The organism is Streptomyces sp. NPDC020898, assembly GCF_044333925.1.
Classification (GTDB): Bacteria; Actinomycetota; Actinomycetes; order Streptomycetales; family Streptomycetaceae; genus Streptomyces.
The window spans coordinates 1-17,520 of sequence record NZ_JBIRRV010000007.1 but is presented as its reverse complement, the minus strand read 5'-3'; the positions used below and the strand labels follow the sequence as shown (position 1 = coordinate 17,520).

Sequence of the window (17,520 nt, the reverse complement as noted above, 5' to 3'; positions counted from 1 at the left end):
GCCCGTGCCGAAACCAGATGTGGATCCGACAGTGCCGCTGGAGCTCAGAGTGGACCGGAGCAGTCCGGTACCGCTCTACTTCCAGCTGTCCCAGCAGCTCGAAGCCGCCATCGAACACGGAGCGCTCACCCCCGGCAGCCTGCTGGGCAACGAGATCGAGCTGGCCGGGCGGCTCGGCCTGTCCCGCCCCACGGTGCGCCAGGCCATCCAGTCCCTCGTGGAGAAGGGCCTGCTCGTACGCCGCCGGGGCGTCGGTACGCAGGTCGTGCACAGCCAGGTCAAGCGCCCGCTTGAGTTGAGCAGCCTGTACGACGACCTGGAGGCGGCGGGCCAGCGCCCCGCGACCAAGGTCCTCGTCAACACGGTCGTGCCGGCCTCCGCCGAGATCGCCGCCGCGCTCAACGTGGCCGAGGGCAGCGACGTACACCGCGTGGAACGGCTGCGGATGGCCCACGGCGAGCCGATGGCGTACCTCTGCAACTACCTGCCGCCCGGCCTGTTCGACCTGGACACCGGCCAGTTGGAGGCCACCGGGCTGTACCGCCTGATGCGCGCCGCCGGGATAACGCTGCACAGCGCCCGGCAGTCGATCGGCGCGCGGGAGGCCACGTCCGCGGAGGCGGAACGGCTCAGCGAGCACGCGGGGGCCCCGCTGCTCACCATGCAGCGCACGACCTTCGACGACACCGGCCGCGCCGTCGAGTTCGGCACCCACACGTACAGACCCACGCGCTATTCGTTCGAGTTCCAACTCCTCGTACGCCCCTGACGGAGGGCGCAGCCCTCCCGTCAGGGGCGCGGGGAACTGCGCGAGCAACCACAACGCACCCGCACCCGGCAAACAACGCACACCGCCCCATTGCTCCCCCGCGCGGCAACGACTCCTACGGTGAGGCAGAATCGCCGCAATGAGCACCTACCGCGACCTCGCACTCCCTCGGGCTCTCAGCGCAGCCACTGGGGGCGGCGCCCCCATAGGCTCCCGCCGGGCACCGGCGCTGCGCACCGTCGGCACGCGTGAGCGCCGTTCCCACCTCACGGCCCCCCGCGTGCCCACCGTCGGCATCGACATCGGCGGCACGAAGGTGATGGCGGGAGTCGTCGACGCCGACGGCAACATCCTGGAGAAGCTCCGCACGGAGACGCCCGACAAGTCCAAGAGCCCCAAAGTCGTCGAGGACACCATCGTCGAGCTGGTCCTGGACCTGTCCGACCGGCACGACGTGCACGCGGTCGGCATCGGCGCGGCCGGCTGGGTCGACGCCGACCGCAACCGGGTCCTGTTCGCGCCCCACCTGTCGTGGCGCAACGAGCCCCTGAGGGACCGTATCTCCAGCCGCCTCGCCGTCCCCGTCCTCGTGGACAACGACGCCAACACCGCGGCCTGGGCCGAGTGGCGCTTCGGTGCCGGGCGCGGCGAGGACGACCTCGTCATGATCACGCTCGGCACCGGCATCGGCGGCGCGATCCTGGAGGACGGCCACGTCAAGCGCGGCAAGTTCGGCGTCGCCGGCGAGTTCGGCCATATGCAGGTCGTGCCAGGCGGCCACCGCTGCCCCTGCGGCAACCGCGGCTGCTGGGAGCAGTACAGCTCGGGCAACGCACTGGTCCGCGAGGCCCGTGAACTCGCCGCCGCCGACTCCCCGGTGGCGTACGGGATCATCGAGCACGTCAAGGGCGACATCTCCGAGATCACCGGCCCGATGATCACCGAGCTGGCCCGCGAGGGCGACGCCATGTGCATCGAGCTGCTCCAGGACATCGGTCAGTGGCTCGGCGTCGGCATCGCCAACCTGGCCGCCGCCCTGGACCCCTCCTGCTTCGTCATCGGCGGCGGCGTCTCCGCGGCCGACGACCTCCTGATCGGCCCCGCCCGGGAAGCCTTCCGCCGCCACCTCACCGGCCGCGGCTACCGCCCCGAGGCCCGCATCGCCCGCGCCCAGCTCGGTCCCGAGGCCGGCATGGTGGGCGCCGCCGACCTCGCCCGCCTGGTCGCCCGCCGCTTCCGGCGCGCCAACCGGCGCCGCGTCGAGCGGTACGAGCGCTACGAGAAGTTCGTCGAGACCCGCCGCACCACCCAGGGGCCGCTGTGACCGCCTCCCTGCCCCGCCAGGCCATGACCCCGGACGAGCCGCCGCCCGAGGACCGCGGTCACCGGATCCGCCGTCGCGCCCTGACCCTGCTGATCATCGTGCTGCTCATCGGTGTCCCGGCCGGCTATCTGGTGATCTCCGCCGAACAGAGCCGCGACAGCGGCAAGGACAAGGAACGCAAGTGGGCGGCGCGAGGCCTCACCGAGGCCTGGCCCTCGAAGGTCCAGCGCCACATCTACGAGGTGCCCGTCCCGCGTCAGGCCGACGGCGAGGGAATCCTGTCGACGAAGGTCGCGTACTACGAGACGAACAACTGGCGCACCAGCCGCCTGTACGTCCAGTTCATGACCACGAACGCGGGGCTGGACTACTTCTTCAAGGCCATGGGCGTCCCCCGCACCAGCCTGCAGAAGGACACGTTCCCCATCAGCGCCCGCGACCAGAAGATCGTCGGCTGGGAGTTCAAGGACCCGGGCCCGTGGTGGGGCCTCGCCCACGCACAGAAGAACCCGGCGCCCACCCAGCACCTCGTCGTGAAGTGGTCGCACCCCAACCACTACATGGTGTACGTCGTCTCCCGCACCACCCCCTGACCGGCCGAGCGACCTGTCCCGGGTAGGTCGCCGGGACCGATTGTCAGACCCCGCCCGTACAGTCGAAGACGTCCGACTCGACGGACACGACACGAGGGCGGGAGGTGACGTACGGATGAGCGACGAGGCGTCGGTGACAGCGGTGGCGGACGTGTCCGTGCGCCTCGCGGCCGTCTTCCTCCCCGCCCCGCTCCCGCGCGAGGGCCGCATCGCCTTCTGGGACCCGACGGGGGACACCGGCCTGCCCGCCGAGGCAGCCGGACACGACGGGCCTACGGAACTGACGGTCGTACGACGACACGGCGCCGGAGTCCGCCGCCGGACCACCCCCGCGCTGTCGTTGCCCGTCGACACGGCACTGCCGCTGCTCGTGCGGGCCCGCCGCGACCCCGCCGCCCACCCCGCCACGGCCTGCTGGGGCGCCGCCGCGCTGCACGCCCTGCGCCTCACGGCCCGCGGCAGGCTGCTGCCCGGACTCACGCCCACCGGCCACGACGCGTGGCGTGCGGGCCCCCTGGACCCCGACGACATAGCCCACCTCAGGGCCATCGCCGCGGCCCTGCCGTACGAGGGCCACGCGGTGCCCCTTCCCGGCCCCGGCCCCTTGCTGCTGCCCGAGCCCGAGGCGCTGCTGCGGGCCTTCCTGGACGCCGTCGCGGACACCCTCCCGCGCACCCCGGCGGCGCCCTACGCCGCGGGACTGCCCTTCGCCGCCCGCCAGGCACAGCGCCTGCCGGGCGCCCAGGACTGGGCGGCCGAGGTCGCCGCGGGCATGGACGCGGGCGTGCGGATCTCACTCCGCCTCGACCTGTCGGCGTACGAGCTGTTCGACGACCCCGACCGGGCGCCCACCGCGGGCGCCGCGATCGTCCAGGTGCACAGCCTCGCCGACCCCACCCTCGTGACCGACGCGGCGGCCCTGTGGGCGGGCACCGCGGACGATGCCTTCGGAGCACGCGCCCGCGTGGACGCCGCCCTGGCGGTGCGCCGCGCGGCCCGCGTCTGGCCCCCGCTCGACCGCCTCACCGAGCGGGACGAGCCCGACGTCATGGCACTCTCCGAGGAGGAGCTGTACGACCTGCTCGGGGTGGCCGCGACCCGGCTCGCCGCGGCCGGCGTCGCCGTGCACTGGCCCCGGGACCTCGCCCAGGACCTCACCGCCCAGGCGGTCGTACGCCCGGCGCCCGGCTCGGCGAAGGACGGCACCGGCTTCTTCGACAGCGAGGAACTCCTCCAGTTCCGCTGGCAGTTGGCGCTCGGCGGAGATCCGCTCACCGAGGCCGAGATGGACCAGCTGGCCGAGGCCCACCGGCCCGTCGTACGCCTCAAGGACCAGTGGGTGCTCGTCGACCCGGCCCTGGTCCGCAAGGCCCGCAAGCGTGAACTGGGGCTGCTCGACCCGGTCGACGCCCTCTCGGCGGCGCTCACCGGCCGCGTGGAGGTCGACGGCGAGAGCGTCGAGGCGGTCCCTGTCGGGGCGCTGGCGGCCCTGCGGGACCGGCTGACGGCGGGCGTGGCCCCGGTGGAGCCGCCGCCGGAACTGCAGGCCCGCCTCCGCGACTACCAACTCCGGGGGCTGGCCTGGCTGGACCTCATGACCTCCCTCGGCCTGGGCGGCTGCCTCGCCGACGACATGGGGCTCGGCAAGACGATCACCCTCATCGCCCTGCATCTGCGGCGGGCCCGCAGCGAACCGACGCTGGTGGTCTGCCCGGCCTCCCTGCTCGGCAACTGGCAGCGCGAGATCAACCGCTTCGCGCCCGGCGTCCCCGTCCGCCGCTACCACGGCCCCGACCGCACCCTGGAGGACATGCAGGGCGGCTTCGTCCTCACGACGTACGGCACCATGCGGTCGACGGCACCCCGGCTGGCCGAACAGCCGTGGGGAATGGTCGTCGCGGACGAGGCACAGCACGTCAAGAACCCCTACTCGGCGACGGCGAAGGCCCTGCGCACGATCCCGTCCCCCGCGCGCGTGGCACTCACCGGCACCCCCGTCGAGAACAACCTCTCCGAACTCTGGGCCCTGCTCGACTGGACGACTCCCGGTCTCCTGGGCCCCCTGAAGTCCTTCCGCGCCCGGCACGCGCGCGCGGTGGAGACCGGCGAGGACGAGGAGGCGGTGGCCCGACTCGCCCGTCTGGTCCGCCCGTTCCTGCTGCGCCGCAAGAAGTCCGACCCGGGCATCGTCCCGGAACTGCCACCGAAGACGGAGACGGACCATCCGGTCCCGCTGACCCGCGAACAGGCCGCGCTGTACGAGGCGGTGGTGCGTGAGTCGCTGCTCGCCATCGAAACGGCGGAGGGCATCGGACGCCGGGGCCTCGTACTGAAGCTGCTGACCTCCCTCAAGCAGATCTGCGACCATCCCGCGTTGTATCTCAAGGAGGAGGCTCCCGGACCCGCCGCGAGCGACCGGCTGGCCGCCCGCTCCGGCAAACTCGCCCTGCTGGACGAGCTGTTGGACACCCTGCTGGCCGAGGACGGCTCGGCACTGGTGTTCACGCAGTACGTCGGGATGGCCCGCCTGATCACCTCCCATCTCGCGGCCCGTGCGGTCCCGGTGGAGCTGCTCCACGGTGGCACACCGGTCCTGGAACGGGAACGCATGGTGGACCGCTTCCAGAGCGGCCGGACCCCGATCCTGATCCTCTCCCTGAAGGCCGCCGGCACGGGCCTGAACCTCACACGCGCCGGCCATGTCATCCACTTCGACCGCTGGTGGAACCCGGCGGTCGAGGAACAGGCCACGGACCGCGCGTACCGCATCGGCCAGACCCAGCCGGTCCAGGTGCACCGTCTGATCACCGAGGGCACGGTCGAGGACCGCATCGCGGAGATGCTCGAGTCCAAGCGGGCCCTGGCCGACGCGATCCTGACCTCCGGCGAGTCGTCCTTCACGGAACTGACCGCCCGGGAGCTGTCCGACCTGGTCTCGCTGCGGAGGGAGGTGTGATGCCGGCCGAGGAGAGGTCGACAGAGCACGTTCCGGTGGGGGAGGACCCGGTGCGGCCCGGGGACCCGCCGGCGGGCGAGCCCGAGCAGGACCGGCCCGCCGACGTCGCGCGCAGGGCCCTGCGGGCCGCTCGGGAGCGCGCGGGCCAGGAGACGACAGGGACGCGTGGCACGGCGCCGGACGAGGACCGCGCGGGAGCTGAGAGGCCCGCGGAGCCGGAGAGGTCTGGCGAGCACAGGAGGCCCGAGAAGCCCGCGGAGACCGCGGGGCTTGAGGTGCGGCCGGCGGACCTGGCCCGTGCGGCACTGCGGGGCGCGACGACGCCGGCCGTGGGCGAGCGCCCGACGGGTGCCTCGACCGGGTCGGACCCGGAGACTCCGGATGGTTCGCAGGCGTCCAGCGACATCGGCGACCGCCGGGGCGGGCGTCCCGGTGATGTCGCCCGTGAGGCCCTGCGTGCCGCGCGTGGGGAGGCACGCCGGGCCCGGATCGACGCGGAGACCGCGGGAGCCGAGGCCGCCCGGCGGTCTGTCCGGCCCGCCCCTGGGCGGAGCGCACGTGACCTGAGTCCCGGGGACCAGAAGCACGACGTACGGCACCTGCGTGCCGCTGCTTTCGAGTTGCCCGCCGACGAGCCCCCCGCGACTCCGCTCACGGGTCCGGAGACGCCGGACCACGAGCCGCGCGCGGACATCTCGGCGCCGGTGGCCCTCGGGGACGTTCTGCGTGCCGTTGCCCCGCGGGTCTCACCGGTCGGAGCCTTGGCCGGCGAGGCGCCGGAAGCGTCACCGTACGAGCCGCGGGACACCCCGAGCACTCCGAACGGCCTGGGCACCGCGGGCACCGCCCGGTTCCGGCAGGCGCCGCCCACCCCACCGCCCCCCAACGACTCACGCCTCGCCCCCTCCTCCATGGCCGCCCCCGGCCGTGACGGTGAGCTGCGCCGCACCTTCCCCGCCCTGCGGGCCTCGGGGGACCGGGCGGCGTCCCCAGGCGCAGGCCTCGCGGAGAGCTGGTGGGGGAACGCCTGGGTGGCCGCCCTGGAGGAGGGCGCGCTGGACGCGGCCCGGCTGGTGCGGGGGCGCGGGTATGCCGAGAAGGGGCATGTCGACGCCATCACCGTGACACCGGGGCTCGTGCTCGCGTACGTCCAGGGCTCCAGGCCGCGGCCGTACCGCGTGCAGGTGGGGCTGCGGACGCTCGGCGACCAGGAGTGGGAGCGGTTCCTGGACGCCGCCGTGGAGCGGCCCGGGCACATCGCCGCGCTGCTCGACAAGGAGATGCCCCACTCCCTCGCCGACTGCGGGGTTCCGCTGCTGCCGGGCCCCGGCGACCTCGAACCCCGGTGCAGCTGCCCCGACTCCGGTCACCCCTGCAAGCACGCCGCCGCACTCTGCTACCAGACCGCCCGCCTCCTCGACGCCGACCCCTTCGTCCTGCTTCTCCTACGGGGCCGGAGCGAGCGGGAGGTGCTCGACGAGCTGTCCCGGCGCAACGCCGCCCGTGCTGCCCGCGCCGCCCAGGAACAGCAGCCGGCGCCCTTCCCCGGGGTCCGGGCCTCCGACTCCCTCGCCCCGCGCACCCTTCCGCTGCTCCCGGCCCCGTTGCCGCCCCGCCCGCATCCCGAGCCGCCCCCGGCCTACCCGGCGGCCCTTGGCGGCCCGGACCCCTTCGCGCTGGACCAGTTGGCGACCGACGCGGCCGCCCGCGCCCACACGCTGCTCACCGCCGGCCACGACCCGGTCGGCGAGCTGACCCTGTGGCAGGACGCCGTACGTCTCGCCGCCGCCCGCCCCGGCTCCGGGCTCACCGCAGGCACTCGCGCCCTCTACGCGTCGCTCGCCCGGGCCGCCGGCCGCACCCCGGCCGAACTGGCGCGCGCGGTGGCCGCCTGGCGGCAGGGCGGGCTCGACGGACTCGCCGTCCTGGAGGAGGCCTGGGACCCGCCGGCGGGACGGTTCGACCGTGCCCGCCCCCTCCTCCTCGCCGCCGACCTCCCCGCCTTCAGACCCCGGCGCAACCACCTCACCCACCCGCGCGGCCACATACAGCTGCGCCTGGGCCGAGACGGTCTCTGGTACGCGTACGAGTCCGAACCGGGCCACGACGACTGGTGGCCCCGCGGCACCCCTGACCTCGACCCGGTCGGCGCCCTGACCGGCCTCGGCAGCCCGGCCGAAGGCTGACCGGAGCCCGATCCGGCGGTCGGGCCGTCCGGCGACCGCCCCGGATCCGGCCGACCGGCTGCCTACGACGGGCCCGGTTCTGTCCTGGCCACGTAGACGGTGTTGGTCGAGGTGCCGCCCTGCAGGGGGTTGTCGAAGTCGACGACATGGGCCGCCGACCGCGGGAAGACCTCTGTGAGCGCGGCCATGAACTGGTCGTCCGGCGGGTCGTTGGACCACAGGGCGAAGACCCCGTCGGGGTGGAGGTGTTCGGCGAGAGCGCGGAGCCCGGCAGGCTGGTAGAGCGCCGCGTGGCGCGGGTGGAGCACATGGCGCGGCGAATGGTCGACGTCCAGCAGAACGGCGTGGAAGCGGCGGCCCGGCTCCGTCGGGTCCAGACCGCGCGAATCGGCCGCCATCGCGAAGAAGTCGCCCTGAACCAGACGGCAGCGGGCGTCCGAGGTCAGCCGGGTGCCGAGCGGGACCAGGCCCCGCTGATGCCAGTCGATGACTTCGGCGAGCGTGTCGATCACGGCCAGCGAGCGCACCCGGGGGTCGTCCAGCACAGCCTGGGCGGTGTATCCCAGTCCGAGTCCGCCGACGACGACGTCCAGTTCGGTACCGGGCAGTTCCGCCAGTCCGAGTTCCGCGAGCGCGATCTCGCCTGCGGTGAAGAGGCTGGACATCAGGAACTCGTCGCCGAGCTTCACCTCGTACACATCGGCACCCGAGACCGGGTCGCGTCGGCGGCGCAGGCTGATGTCGCCCATCGCTGTCGGGCGCCAGTCGATCTCCTGGAAACGCGCGCTCATCCGATTACCTTTCTGACGCACCGACGCTGCCCGAAGCCGGTGCCTGGAAGCCCGCTCTGCACAGGTGTGGGCGGCAGGCGCGAAACCGTGCCTGCCGCCCACTGTCGGCAGAGCGGGAGAGGGGAAGGGGGCTACCGGTCAGGCGTCGATGATGACGGGGATGATGAGGGGCCTGCGGCGGTGGGTACGGAAGGCCCAGTTCGCCACGGCACGGGCGATGAGCTGCTCCAGCTGGTGGGCGTCGCCGACGCCTTCCTGGGCTGCGGTCGCCAGAGTCTTCTCGATGACAGGGATGACCGGTTCGAACGTGGTGTCGTCGTGGACGAACCCGCGCGCCAGGAAGTCCGGAGTCTCGGCCAGGGCACCCGTGTCGGCGTCGACGATCGCCACCACGGTGACCACGCCTTCCTCCGCGAGGGTGACGCGGTCCTTCAGGGACGCCTCGGTGGCGCCGCCGACCTCCATGCCGTCCACGTAGACGTTGCCCGCGGGCACCTTGCCGGTGATCGACGCCCGCCCGTCCACGAGGTCGACGACCACACCGTCCTCGGCGATGACCACCCGGTCGGGATCGACCCCCGTACGGATGGCGAGGTCGGCGTTGGCCCGCAGGTGGCGCCATTCACCGTGCACGGGCATGACGTTGCGGGGCTTGACGATGTTGTAGCAGTACACAAGCTCACCGGCGCTGGCGTGCCCGGAGACGTGCACCTTGGCGTTGCCCTTGTGGACGACATGGGCGCCCCACCGGGTCAGCCCGTTGATCACCCGGTAGATGGCGTTCTCGTTGCCGGGGATGAGGGAGCTGGCGAGCAGGACGGTGTCGCCCTTGCCGATGCGGATCACATGGTCGCGGTTGGCCATCCGGGACAGCGCCGCCATCGGCTCGCCCTGGGATCCGGTGCACACCAGAGCGATCTTGTGGTCGGCCAGCTTCTCCATTTCCTTGGTGCTCACGATCAGGCCGCTGGGAACCTTCAGGTACCCGAGGTCGCGGGCGATGCCCATGTTGCGGACCATGGAGCGGCCCACGAAGGCCACCTTGCGGCCGTGCTGGTGGGCGGCGTCCAGGACCTGCTGGATGCGGTGCACATGGCTGGCGAAGCTGGAGACGATCACCCGGCGCGGGGCGGTACGCATCACCTGCTCGATCGCCGGGTTCAGTTCGCGCTCGGAGGTGGTGAAGCCGGGGACCTCGGCGTTGGTGGAGTCGGTGAGGAAGAGATCGACCCCTTCCTCGCCGAGGCGGGCGAAGGCGCGCAGGTCGGTGATGCGGTCGTCCAGCGGGAACTGGTCCATCTTGAAGTCGCCGGTGTGCAGCACCATCCCGGCCGCGGTGCGGATCGCGACCGCGAGACTGTCCGGGATGGAGTGGTTGACCGCCACGAACTCGCAGTTGAAGGGGCCGAAACCGCGCCGGTCGCCCTCACGTACCCGCACCGAGCGCGGCCGGATTCCGTGCTCCTTGAGCTTGGCCTCCAGGAACGCCAGTGTCAGCTTCGAGCCCACTACAGGGATGTCGGAGCGCTCGCGCAGCAGATACGGCACACCACCGATGTGGTCCTCGTGGCCGTGGGTGAGCACCACGGCCACGATGTCGTCCAGACGATCACGGATCGAGGTGAAGTCCGGCAGGATCACGTCCACGCCGGGCTGGGTCTCTTCGGGGAACAGCACGCCGCAGTCGACGATGAGCAGCTTGCCGGCATGCTCGAAGACGGTCATGTTGCGGCCGATCTCGCCCAGACCGCCCAGGGCGGTGACCCTCAGCCCTCCTTCAGGCAGGGGAGGGGCGGCTTTCAGTTCGGGATGCGGATGACTCATATTCCGACGTTACCGGAGACTCTGCCGAGGTGATCCACTGGCTGCCCAACCAGAGGGTTCAGCACGGCGTGGCCGAGGCGGCCGGCGGGTGGACCGGGAGCCGGTCTCTAGCTGCTTTCCGGTCCGTCGTCTCCCGTCCGCCCGCCGTCCGCGGGGCGCGCGGCTGCCCGGTGCATGCGGATCACCGCGTAGGTCTCTCCGTCCCTGGGCGGCCGCGTCCAGGAGCGGCTGGTGAAGGTGTGCAGCCGCCCGGTCACGAGGGCATGACGCGGCAGTGCCACACCGAACTCCCCGGCCACAGCTTCCAGCAGCGACCGTTCCACCTCGGCGTCGTCCTCCAGGGCGCCGAAGAACCGGCTCGGGTCCAGCGTCTCCGATATCTCCCCGCTCGACCGGACTTCCCCGTCCGCATACGTGAATGCGTACTGCTCGACACCGTCCCGCGCCACCGAGAGGTGGAAGAACGGCTCCCCGTGCCATGCCCGCAGGCCGCACCACACCACCACCGCACGGGTGCCCTCTGCGGCGGCCGTGGCCGCCGGGGAGACGAACCGCCGCCGGTCGAACGCAGAAGGATCGCCGTCGAAGGCGAAGCTCCAACCGGGACCGGCCCGCCCGACCGCCATCAGAGCCCTGTCGTCGTAGGACGAGAACTCCCCCTGACTGTGCGGCGGCCCGTAGCGCGCCTCCCAGAAGGTCATGGGTTTGCCCAGCACGGCGCCCTCCCCGTCCGTGAGACGTCCGGGCACCTCCTCCGGCTCCGCACCTTCCACCAGGACGAACCGGTAGGACGTGCGGTTGTTGCCCGGGTCCGGCTGCGCGAGCCACGCCAGGTCGCCCGGGTCGAGCCCGGCCGACGGGCTCGGTGCCTCACCCGCCTGCCCGCCCCGTGGAGTGGACAGCAGCTCCCGGCCCCGCTCCGGGGTCAGCAGCGTCCCGAGCAGCGGGTCGGCCACCCACCCCAGTGGCGCCAGGTGGTCCGGTCCCAGCGGCTCCCACAGCGGCAGAGCATCCATCAGGGTCCGCCACGCACCGTCGGTGTCTCCCCACCGCGCCAGCTCCCGCGCCCGCTCGACGGCTTCCCCGAACGGTCCGGCCGCCGTGTACCGGTACGTGCCGTTCCGCACCTGATCCAGCGTCGCGTACGCCAGGGACACCAGGTCGTCGTCGGCGCCCCGCAGAGGGAACGTCAGCGTGGAGTCGTCCCGGTACGCGTGCGCCGCGTGCTCGGCGACCAGGGGCGGCAGCAGCTCGGGAGCATACTGAGGGTCCGTCACCAGCCCGTCGAAATACGCCGCGGAGGCCTGTCCGAGCAGGCGGCGTATCTGGTCACCCAGCCCGGCGGCCCGCGCTCTGCCGTACCCCTTGGCCTCGTCCAGCGCTTTTTCGGCCCGCTCCCAGTCGCCGCGCAGAGCCGTCAGCCTGGCCTCCTCCACCAGGGCGTCCAGCGTTCGCGTCGTGTCGTTGGCGAACACCGGCTGCCTGTCGCTCCGGTGCGCCCGGAGGCTGTGGAACTCCCGGTGCATGTCCTGCATGAACTCAAGGAAGTTCGCGTACCGTTCGGGTGCAGAGGCCCGCCAGCTCGCCCACGTGTACACGGCCCACTCACCGTCCTCGTCCACGTCCTCGGGATCCATGAGGACGTAGGTGCTGTCGGACTCGACGTCGAGCTGCAGCCCGTGCCGCCAGAGGTCCACCTCCTGCCGCTCCTCGGGCCCGGCGTCCTCGTCCAGGTATTCCTCGAACATCTCCGCGAGTTCCGACTCGTTGTTGTGCCAGCGCGCTTCCGCGGTCCCCGCCAGCAGCGACACGAACCCGCCCGCGTGCCGCCACCCGTCGCTGACCTTGAGAAACTCCCGGTACGACGGTGCCATCCGTCGGCCGAGACGCTCCTCCATGGCTGCGATCCGCTCCTCCGGCGCGGACGGGAACCCCAGCCAGCGCGCCCGCCGCGCGGCCTCGTCGTCCTCGCCCTGTGTCTCGCCGTCCGGCAGGGAATCCGCCCACTCCCCGCTCCACCTGAGCAGGAACGACCGCCAGTCGAATGCCGTGATGTCCGTCATACGCCCGATGCTGCCACCAACCACTGACAGTGCTCCGCTGCTTGCTGCCGCCTGCCAGGTCCCTCGCGCAGCGCCCTGATGTACGAGGAGTCGACTACGCCCTGGGAAGGCTGGACGCGCGCTCGCTCGCCGGTGGAATGCTGCCAGGCCCTTGCCTGGCAGGGCGCTCGCGAACATGCGGCATGTCCTGGAAGCTCGCCCCGGACGCGTGGCTCCGCCTGACGGTGAGAGGGAGGGGCGAAAGCAGCGATCCCCGCGCCGGCCGGTCAGCGTCCGCGCGGTCCGGCGCCTCGGCGTCGCCGGGCCGCGAAGACAATCGCCCCATCCAGGCAGGGCCACGACTGGGCAGGGGTCCGAGCTGCGGGCCACCGGCAGCGGGCGCACGATGGAAGGGCGAGGGCGCGGTTTGGTTGCCACGGAGGGCTGTGGGATGACGTTGCGTGGACGGGTGGCGGCTGCGGGCGCATTCCTCAGCGGCCTCGCGTTCGTTCTGGCGCCGGTGCGGTCCGACTGGATCGAGGCCCTCTTCGGAGTCGCCCCCGACGCAGGCAGCGGTGCTTTGGAGGCAGCCGTCGCCGTCCTGGCGCTGTCTGTCACGGTCTGCCACTGTCACGTTCTCCCTGTCGGCTCCGTTGGAATGGAGCAAGGCGCGGTCCAGCCACACACGCTGACGGCACGTCGGCAGTGAGTTCGCGAGTTGACGGTCTGTCCGCGACGGACCCGTGATTCTGCATTCCGCATCCGCATTCCTGCGATGTCCCACCTGGGGGCCGGATGGCGAGAGTTCCGCGCGGCGTGGTCGATGCGCGCGGCCGACAAGCCGTCGTGCACGATCACGAAGGCGCTCTGATGGCATTGGACCTGGAGAGCGGCGTGCTGCTGTGGCGCCACGGGCCCAGTCTGCGGCCGTGTGCTCTGCTCGCGGGCTTGGTCGTGGCCCTGAGGATCGGTCCGTCGCCGACGCTGGTGGTCGTGGTGCTCGATGCCGAGACCGGTGAAGACCGCTGGGCGTCGGAGCCGGTCGACCTGCCGCCATGGGCGCGCTGCTCCCTCGACGACACCCGCGATTTCACCCTGCGCACCGAGACGGACGAAGACGCCGTGGTGATCCACTGGGTTGCCCGGACCTGGTACGGCGGTGGCGCGGCGCCGAGCGCACAGGTCCTGGAGGAGTCCCGGCGCGAGGCGCACGGCACCCTGCGGGTCGATCCGGCGGGCCCTCCGGTGGAGGTACTGCCGGAGGCGGGGGCACCGCCGGAGCCGGCCGACGTCGATGCGCCATCCCTCGTACCACCGGCGGCTCCCTCGCCACAGCCGGCCGCCGATGTGCTGGACCAGAGCCTGGTCGGCGACGTACGCGTGGAACTCGTCCTTCGCTCCGGCTCCGGCGCCATAGTTCTGAGGGCGATGGATCCCCTCACCGGCACGGTCAAGTGGGAGGTGGAACTGGACCATGCGACCACAAGGCGGGCGCCCAGGCTTCCGCCCTAGCCACACCCCGTACGTCCTCATCCCAGTCAGGGGTGCACCATGACCATCTCGGACGAAGAAGTCGCCCAGTCGAAGCACATCAGCGTCGAGCAGGTGCAGTTGCTGTGCCGAGCTCGGGGCACGACGAACGAGACGCTTGAGGCCCTTCCCGAATCCGCAGTGCGGCGGGCCCTGCTCCGTCTCGACTTTCCCGACCTGCCCACAGCCCGTGGGGTCTTCCGCCTCAAGCAGGAGCGCAGCGACGACGGCAACGTCCGACCGCACGCCCTGGGCACGGCCTACGAGCAGGTGCAGGCTCTGCTGAGCCGCGAGGCCCCACCGGCGACCGCGGGCGTACCGACCGGTCCGAACGGTCATGGGACCCGGGGAGGGCCGGCCCCGATGGGCGGTCTCCAACTGGCCAACTGGGTGTGGCTCGGCCCCGGAAACATCGGTGGGCGCACGCGCGGCATCGTGATCCACCCGGTGCAGCCGGACAGGATGTGGGCCGTGAGCGCCGGCGGCGGCGTTTGGCACACCGAGGACGGTGGCGTCCAGTGGGAGCCCGTCGACGACTTCCTGGAGAACCTCGCGTGCGGCTGCATCGCGGCGGATCCGTCCGACGAGTCCACGATGTACGTGGGGACCGGCGAGGCGTTCCACAATCTCGACGCCATCCGGGGCAACGGCATCTTCGTCACCACGGACGAGGCCAACTGGACTCCGATCGCGGCCACCCAGACCCCGGACTTCCAGTTCGTGAGCCGGATCTCGGTGTCACAATCCGGGGACGTTGTCCTCGCCGCCACCTCCACCGGCCTCTTCCGCAGCGCCGATGCCGCGCGGGCTACCTGGACCCAGGTCCTGGACACCCCTCTCGGCGACGTCAGATTCGATCCGCAGGACAGCAGCAAGGCGGTCGCCGGCGCGCTGCGGGACGGTGCGGCCTGGTTCAGCCGGGACGGCGGTCTCACCTGGGATCTTGCGGTTCACGGTCCGTGGAACGGCAGGGTGGAGCTCGCGTACGCGGAGCAGGACCCGGCGATCGTCTATGCGTCGGTTCAGATGACCACCGGCCAGATCTGGCGGTCGCGGGACGGCGGTGCGACCTACCAGAAGAGGAGGACACAGACCCCGGACGGCCTCCCGTCGGACTACCTGGGCGGGCAAGGCTGGTACGACAACGCCATCTGGGCCGGGGACCCGACCGACGCCGACCTGGTGCTGGTCGGCGGCGTCAACCTGTACCGCAGCACGGACGGCGGCGATCACCTGGCCGAGATCAGCACGTGGTGGGATCCCCGCTCGGCCCACGCCGACCAGCACGCCATCGTCTCGCACCCCTCCTACGACGGGGTCACCAACCGAACGGTCTTCTTCGGTAACGACGGTGGGGTGTTCAAGGCCGATGACCTGGCGGACGTCGGAAGTGAGCCCGAGCCTCCGTTCGTGAACGGCTGGACCGAGTTGGTGAACAACTACGGCGTGACCCAGTTCTACGCCGGGGCGGGCCACACCGGCAGCGGGAAGATCATCGGCGGTGCACAGGACAACGGCTCGCTCACCTTCGACCCGGCCCTCGGCACCGAGGACTGGCGGCCGTTCTTCGGCGGTGACGGCGGCTGGTGCGCCTCCGACCCGACCGACCCCGACGTCTTCTACGGTGAGTACGTCTTCCTGAACATCCACCGCAACACCGACGGTGCCACCACCGACGACACACAGGGTGACCGCTACATCAGCGGCCAGTTCTTCAACGTCGCGACAGGCGACTGGGACTGGAAGCAGGTGCCCTTCCGCATCACGGACGCGAAGAACGAGAACGCGCTCTTCATCGCGCCGTTCGTGCTCGATCCGAACAACGAGAACCGGATCCTGGCAGGCGGGGTGTCGCTCTGGCGGACGGACAATGCCAAGCAGCCGAACACCGCCACCACCGGGCCCACCTGGAAGGCGGTCAAGCCCAACGCCGGCACGATGATCAGCGCGATCGCGGTGGCGCGCGGTGACTCGAACGCGGTGTGGGTGGGCCACGAGGACGGCATGATCTTCCGTACCGCCAACGGCACCGCGACGACGCCCACTTGGGAGCGCGTCGGTGCGACCGGCCCGAGCCCGCTGACACCACGGCGCTTCTGCACCTGCATCACCCTGCACCCGACGGACCATGACACCGCCTACGTCGCGTTCGGCGGATACGAGCAGGGCAACCTGTGGGTGACCACGGACGGCGGCGAGCAATGGACCGACCTCGCCACCGCTCTGCCGCGCGCTCCGATCCGCGCCGTGGCGGTGCATCCGCGGCGGACGAAGCTGCTCTACTGCGGTACCGAGGTCGGGCTGTTCGCCAGCGAGAACGCCGGCGCGAGCTGGTCGCCGACGAACGAGGGCCCGACCAACTGCTCGGTCGACGACCTGTTCTGGATGGACGAGACCCTGGTCTGTGTGACCCACGGCCGCGGGATGTTCCGCATCGACCTGTCGACGGTCCCGTAGGACGGCCGCTCGTAGGTGGCCTGCCGCACGACCGAGGACGGCCGCCGAGGGCCCGTCGAACGCATCAGGCAATCATGCCCCCGGCCCCGTTCACCGGAGCCGGGTGGCAGATCCCGTCGGGCTACTTCATCGTGGAAGTGGCGGGCATCGTTGCTGACTTCGCGGTCCGACAGACTGAGGAGCACTGATGGAGCCATTTCTGCTTCCAGTTGTGTTCTTGGCTGTGGCGGCCGCATTCACGCTGTCCGCTTCGGCGGGGTTCGGTGGCAGCCTGATTCTTGTTCCCACTCTGGCGCTCGTACTCGGCACCAAGTCCGGGGTGGCGTTGGCAGCACTGCTTCTTGGCGCCAACAACGTGGTCAAGGTCTTCGCCTATCGAGCGACCCTCCCATTCCGTAAGGCCGTCGTCGTGATCGCCCTGATCGCCGTAGGGTCGTTCCTGGGGGCCAAGTTGCTGGTTTCCGCGTCCGAACGGGTTGTGACTCTCGCGGTCCTTGTCAGCTTTGCTGCCGCGTTTCTGATCGAAACGCTCGATCTCAGCCGCTGGCGGCGGAGCGGTTCCCCGGTGATGGCGTTCGCCGCGGGTGCGACGTCCGGATTCAGCGGTACGTCCGGACCCCTCAAAGGGCTTGCGATCCGCGGACTTGCCCTGGACCGCCTCCACCTCGTCGGCGCACTCTCCATGGCCTCACTCGTCGGGGACGCCACGAAAACCGCCGTCTGGACGGATGCCGCGCTGCTTACGGGCGGGGATTATCTCGTCGCTTTGGCGTGTCTGCCGCTGATGTTCTTCGCGACGTTTCTGGGCCGGCGCTTCAACGCCAGAATCGGTGAGCGCGGATATACAGGCCTGTTCTGGACCGTCATGGTGGGCTACACCGGGCGACTATTGGCCGGCCTGTAAGGTCAAGTGGACACCGAGTCGATTTGTCCTTTGACGGTCGCTCGGCATGAGAGGTCGTTTTATCCCGTTGTTTCATCCCGGGATGCGAATTTGATCCGGTGATGTCGGGTCGCGCCAGGAGATGGTGTTCTCGCCGGTGAGGCG

At 71.3% G+C, this 17,520-nt stretch carries 11 protein-coding genes; 8 read left to right on the top strand and 3 right to left on the bottom strand.

The genetic code is table 11. The features are described from left to right. The first annotated feature begins 31 nt into the window (after positions 1-31). The 5 genes from ACH4TV_RS22545 (at position 32) to ACH4TV_RS22525 (ending at position 7,828) form a co-directional block, all read left to right on the top strand. Positions 32-769 (top strand): GntR family transcriptional regulator, encoded by a 738-nt coding sequence (locus tag ACH4TV_RS22545; RefSeq protein ID WP_398401594.1) that lies wholly within the window; start codon positions 32-34, stop codon positions 767-769. A gap of 139 nt (positions 770-908) precedes the next feature. After that, positions 909-2,093, top strand: a complete 1,185-nt coding sequence (locus ACH4TV_RS22540) for an ROK family glucokinase (protein WP_398400777.1) — start codon at positions 909-911, stop codon at positions 2,091-2,093. Beyond that, complete coding sequence (locus tag ACH4TV_RS22535) at positions 2,090-2,686, top strand: sugar kinase (RefSeq protein WP_398400775.1); 597 nt, start codon at positions 2,090-2,092, stop codon at positions 2,684-2,686. Before ACH4TV_RS22540 ends, ACH4TV_RS22535 begins: the two co-directional genes overlap by 4 nt. A 115-nt stretch (positions 2,687-2,801) precedes the next feature. Further along, the gene (locus ACH4TV_RS22530) at positions 2,802-5,642 is read left to right on the top strand and encodes a DEAD/DEAH box helicase (protein ID WP_398400773.1); all 2,841 of its coding nucleotides are present in this window, start codon (positions 2,802-2,804) and stop codon (positions 5,640-5,642) included. Further along, a complete protein-coding gene (locus tag ACH4TV_RS22525; protein WP_398400771.1) occupies positions 5,642-7,828 on the top strand; it encodes an SWIM zinc finger family protein in 2,187 nt (728 codons plus the stop codon). Before ACH4TV_RS22530 ends, ACH4TV_RS22525 begins: the two co-directional genes overlap by 1 nt. Before the next feature lie 62 nt (positions 7,829-7,890). Here ACH4TV_RS22525 and ACH4TV_RS22520 read toward each other — a convergent pair whose 3' ends face one another. The 3 genes from ACH4TV_RS22520 to ACH4TV_RS22510 form a co-directional block, all read right to left on the bottom strand. Next, the gene (locus ACH4TV_RS22520) at positions 7,891-8,619 is read right to left on the bottom strand and encodes a spermidine synthase (protein ID WP_398400769.1); all 729 of its coding nucleotides are present in this window, start codon (positions 8,617-8,619) and stop codon (positions 7,891-7,893) included. A gap of 138 nt (positions 8,620-8,757) precedes the next feature. Further along, a complete protein-coding gene (locus tag ACH4TV_RS22515) occupies positions 8,758-10,443 on the bottom strand; it encodes a ribonuclease J (RefSeq protein WP_398400767.1) in 1,686 nt (561 codons plus the stop codon). Positions 10,444-10,550: 107 nt separating this feature from the next. Further along, entirely contained in the window at positions 10,551-12,506 is a 1,956-nt protein-coding gene (locus ACH4TV_RS22510) for an SMI1/KNR4 family protein (RefSeq protein ID WP_398400765.1), read from the bottom strand. A gap of 849 nt (positions 12,507-13,355) precedes the next feature. Here ACH4TV_RS22510 and ACH4TV_RS22505 point away from each other — a divergent pair. The 3 genes from ACH4TV_RS22505 to ACH4TV_RS22495 all read left to right on the top strand — a co-directional run bounded on the left by ACH4TV_RS22505 (position 13,356) and on the right by ACH4TV_RS22495 (position 17,376). Beyond that, positions 13,356-13,997, top strand: coding sequence for a hypothetical protein (locus ACH4TV_RS22505; RefSeq protein WP_398400763.1), 642 nt, complete (start codon positions 13,356-13,358; stop codon positions 13,995-13,997). 39 nt (positions 13,998-14,036) lie between these two features. Next, complete coding sequence (locus ACH4TV_RS22500; RefSeq protein WP_398400761.1) at positions 14,037-16,472, top strand: WD40/YVTN/BNR-like repeat-containing protein; 2,436 nt, start codon at positions 14,037-14,039, stop codon at positions 16,470-16,472. A 187-nt stretch (positions 16,473-16,659) separates the two neighbouring features. After that, positions 16,660-17,376 (top strand): TSUP family transporter, encoded by a 717-nt coding sequence (locus ACH4TV_RS22495; protein WP_398400759.1) that lies wholly within the window; start codon positions 16,660-16,662, stop codon positions 17,374-17,376. Positions 17,377-17,520 lie beyond the last annotated feature (144 nt).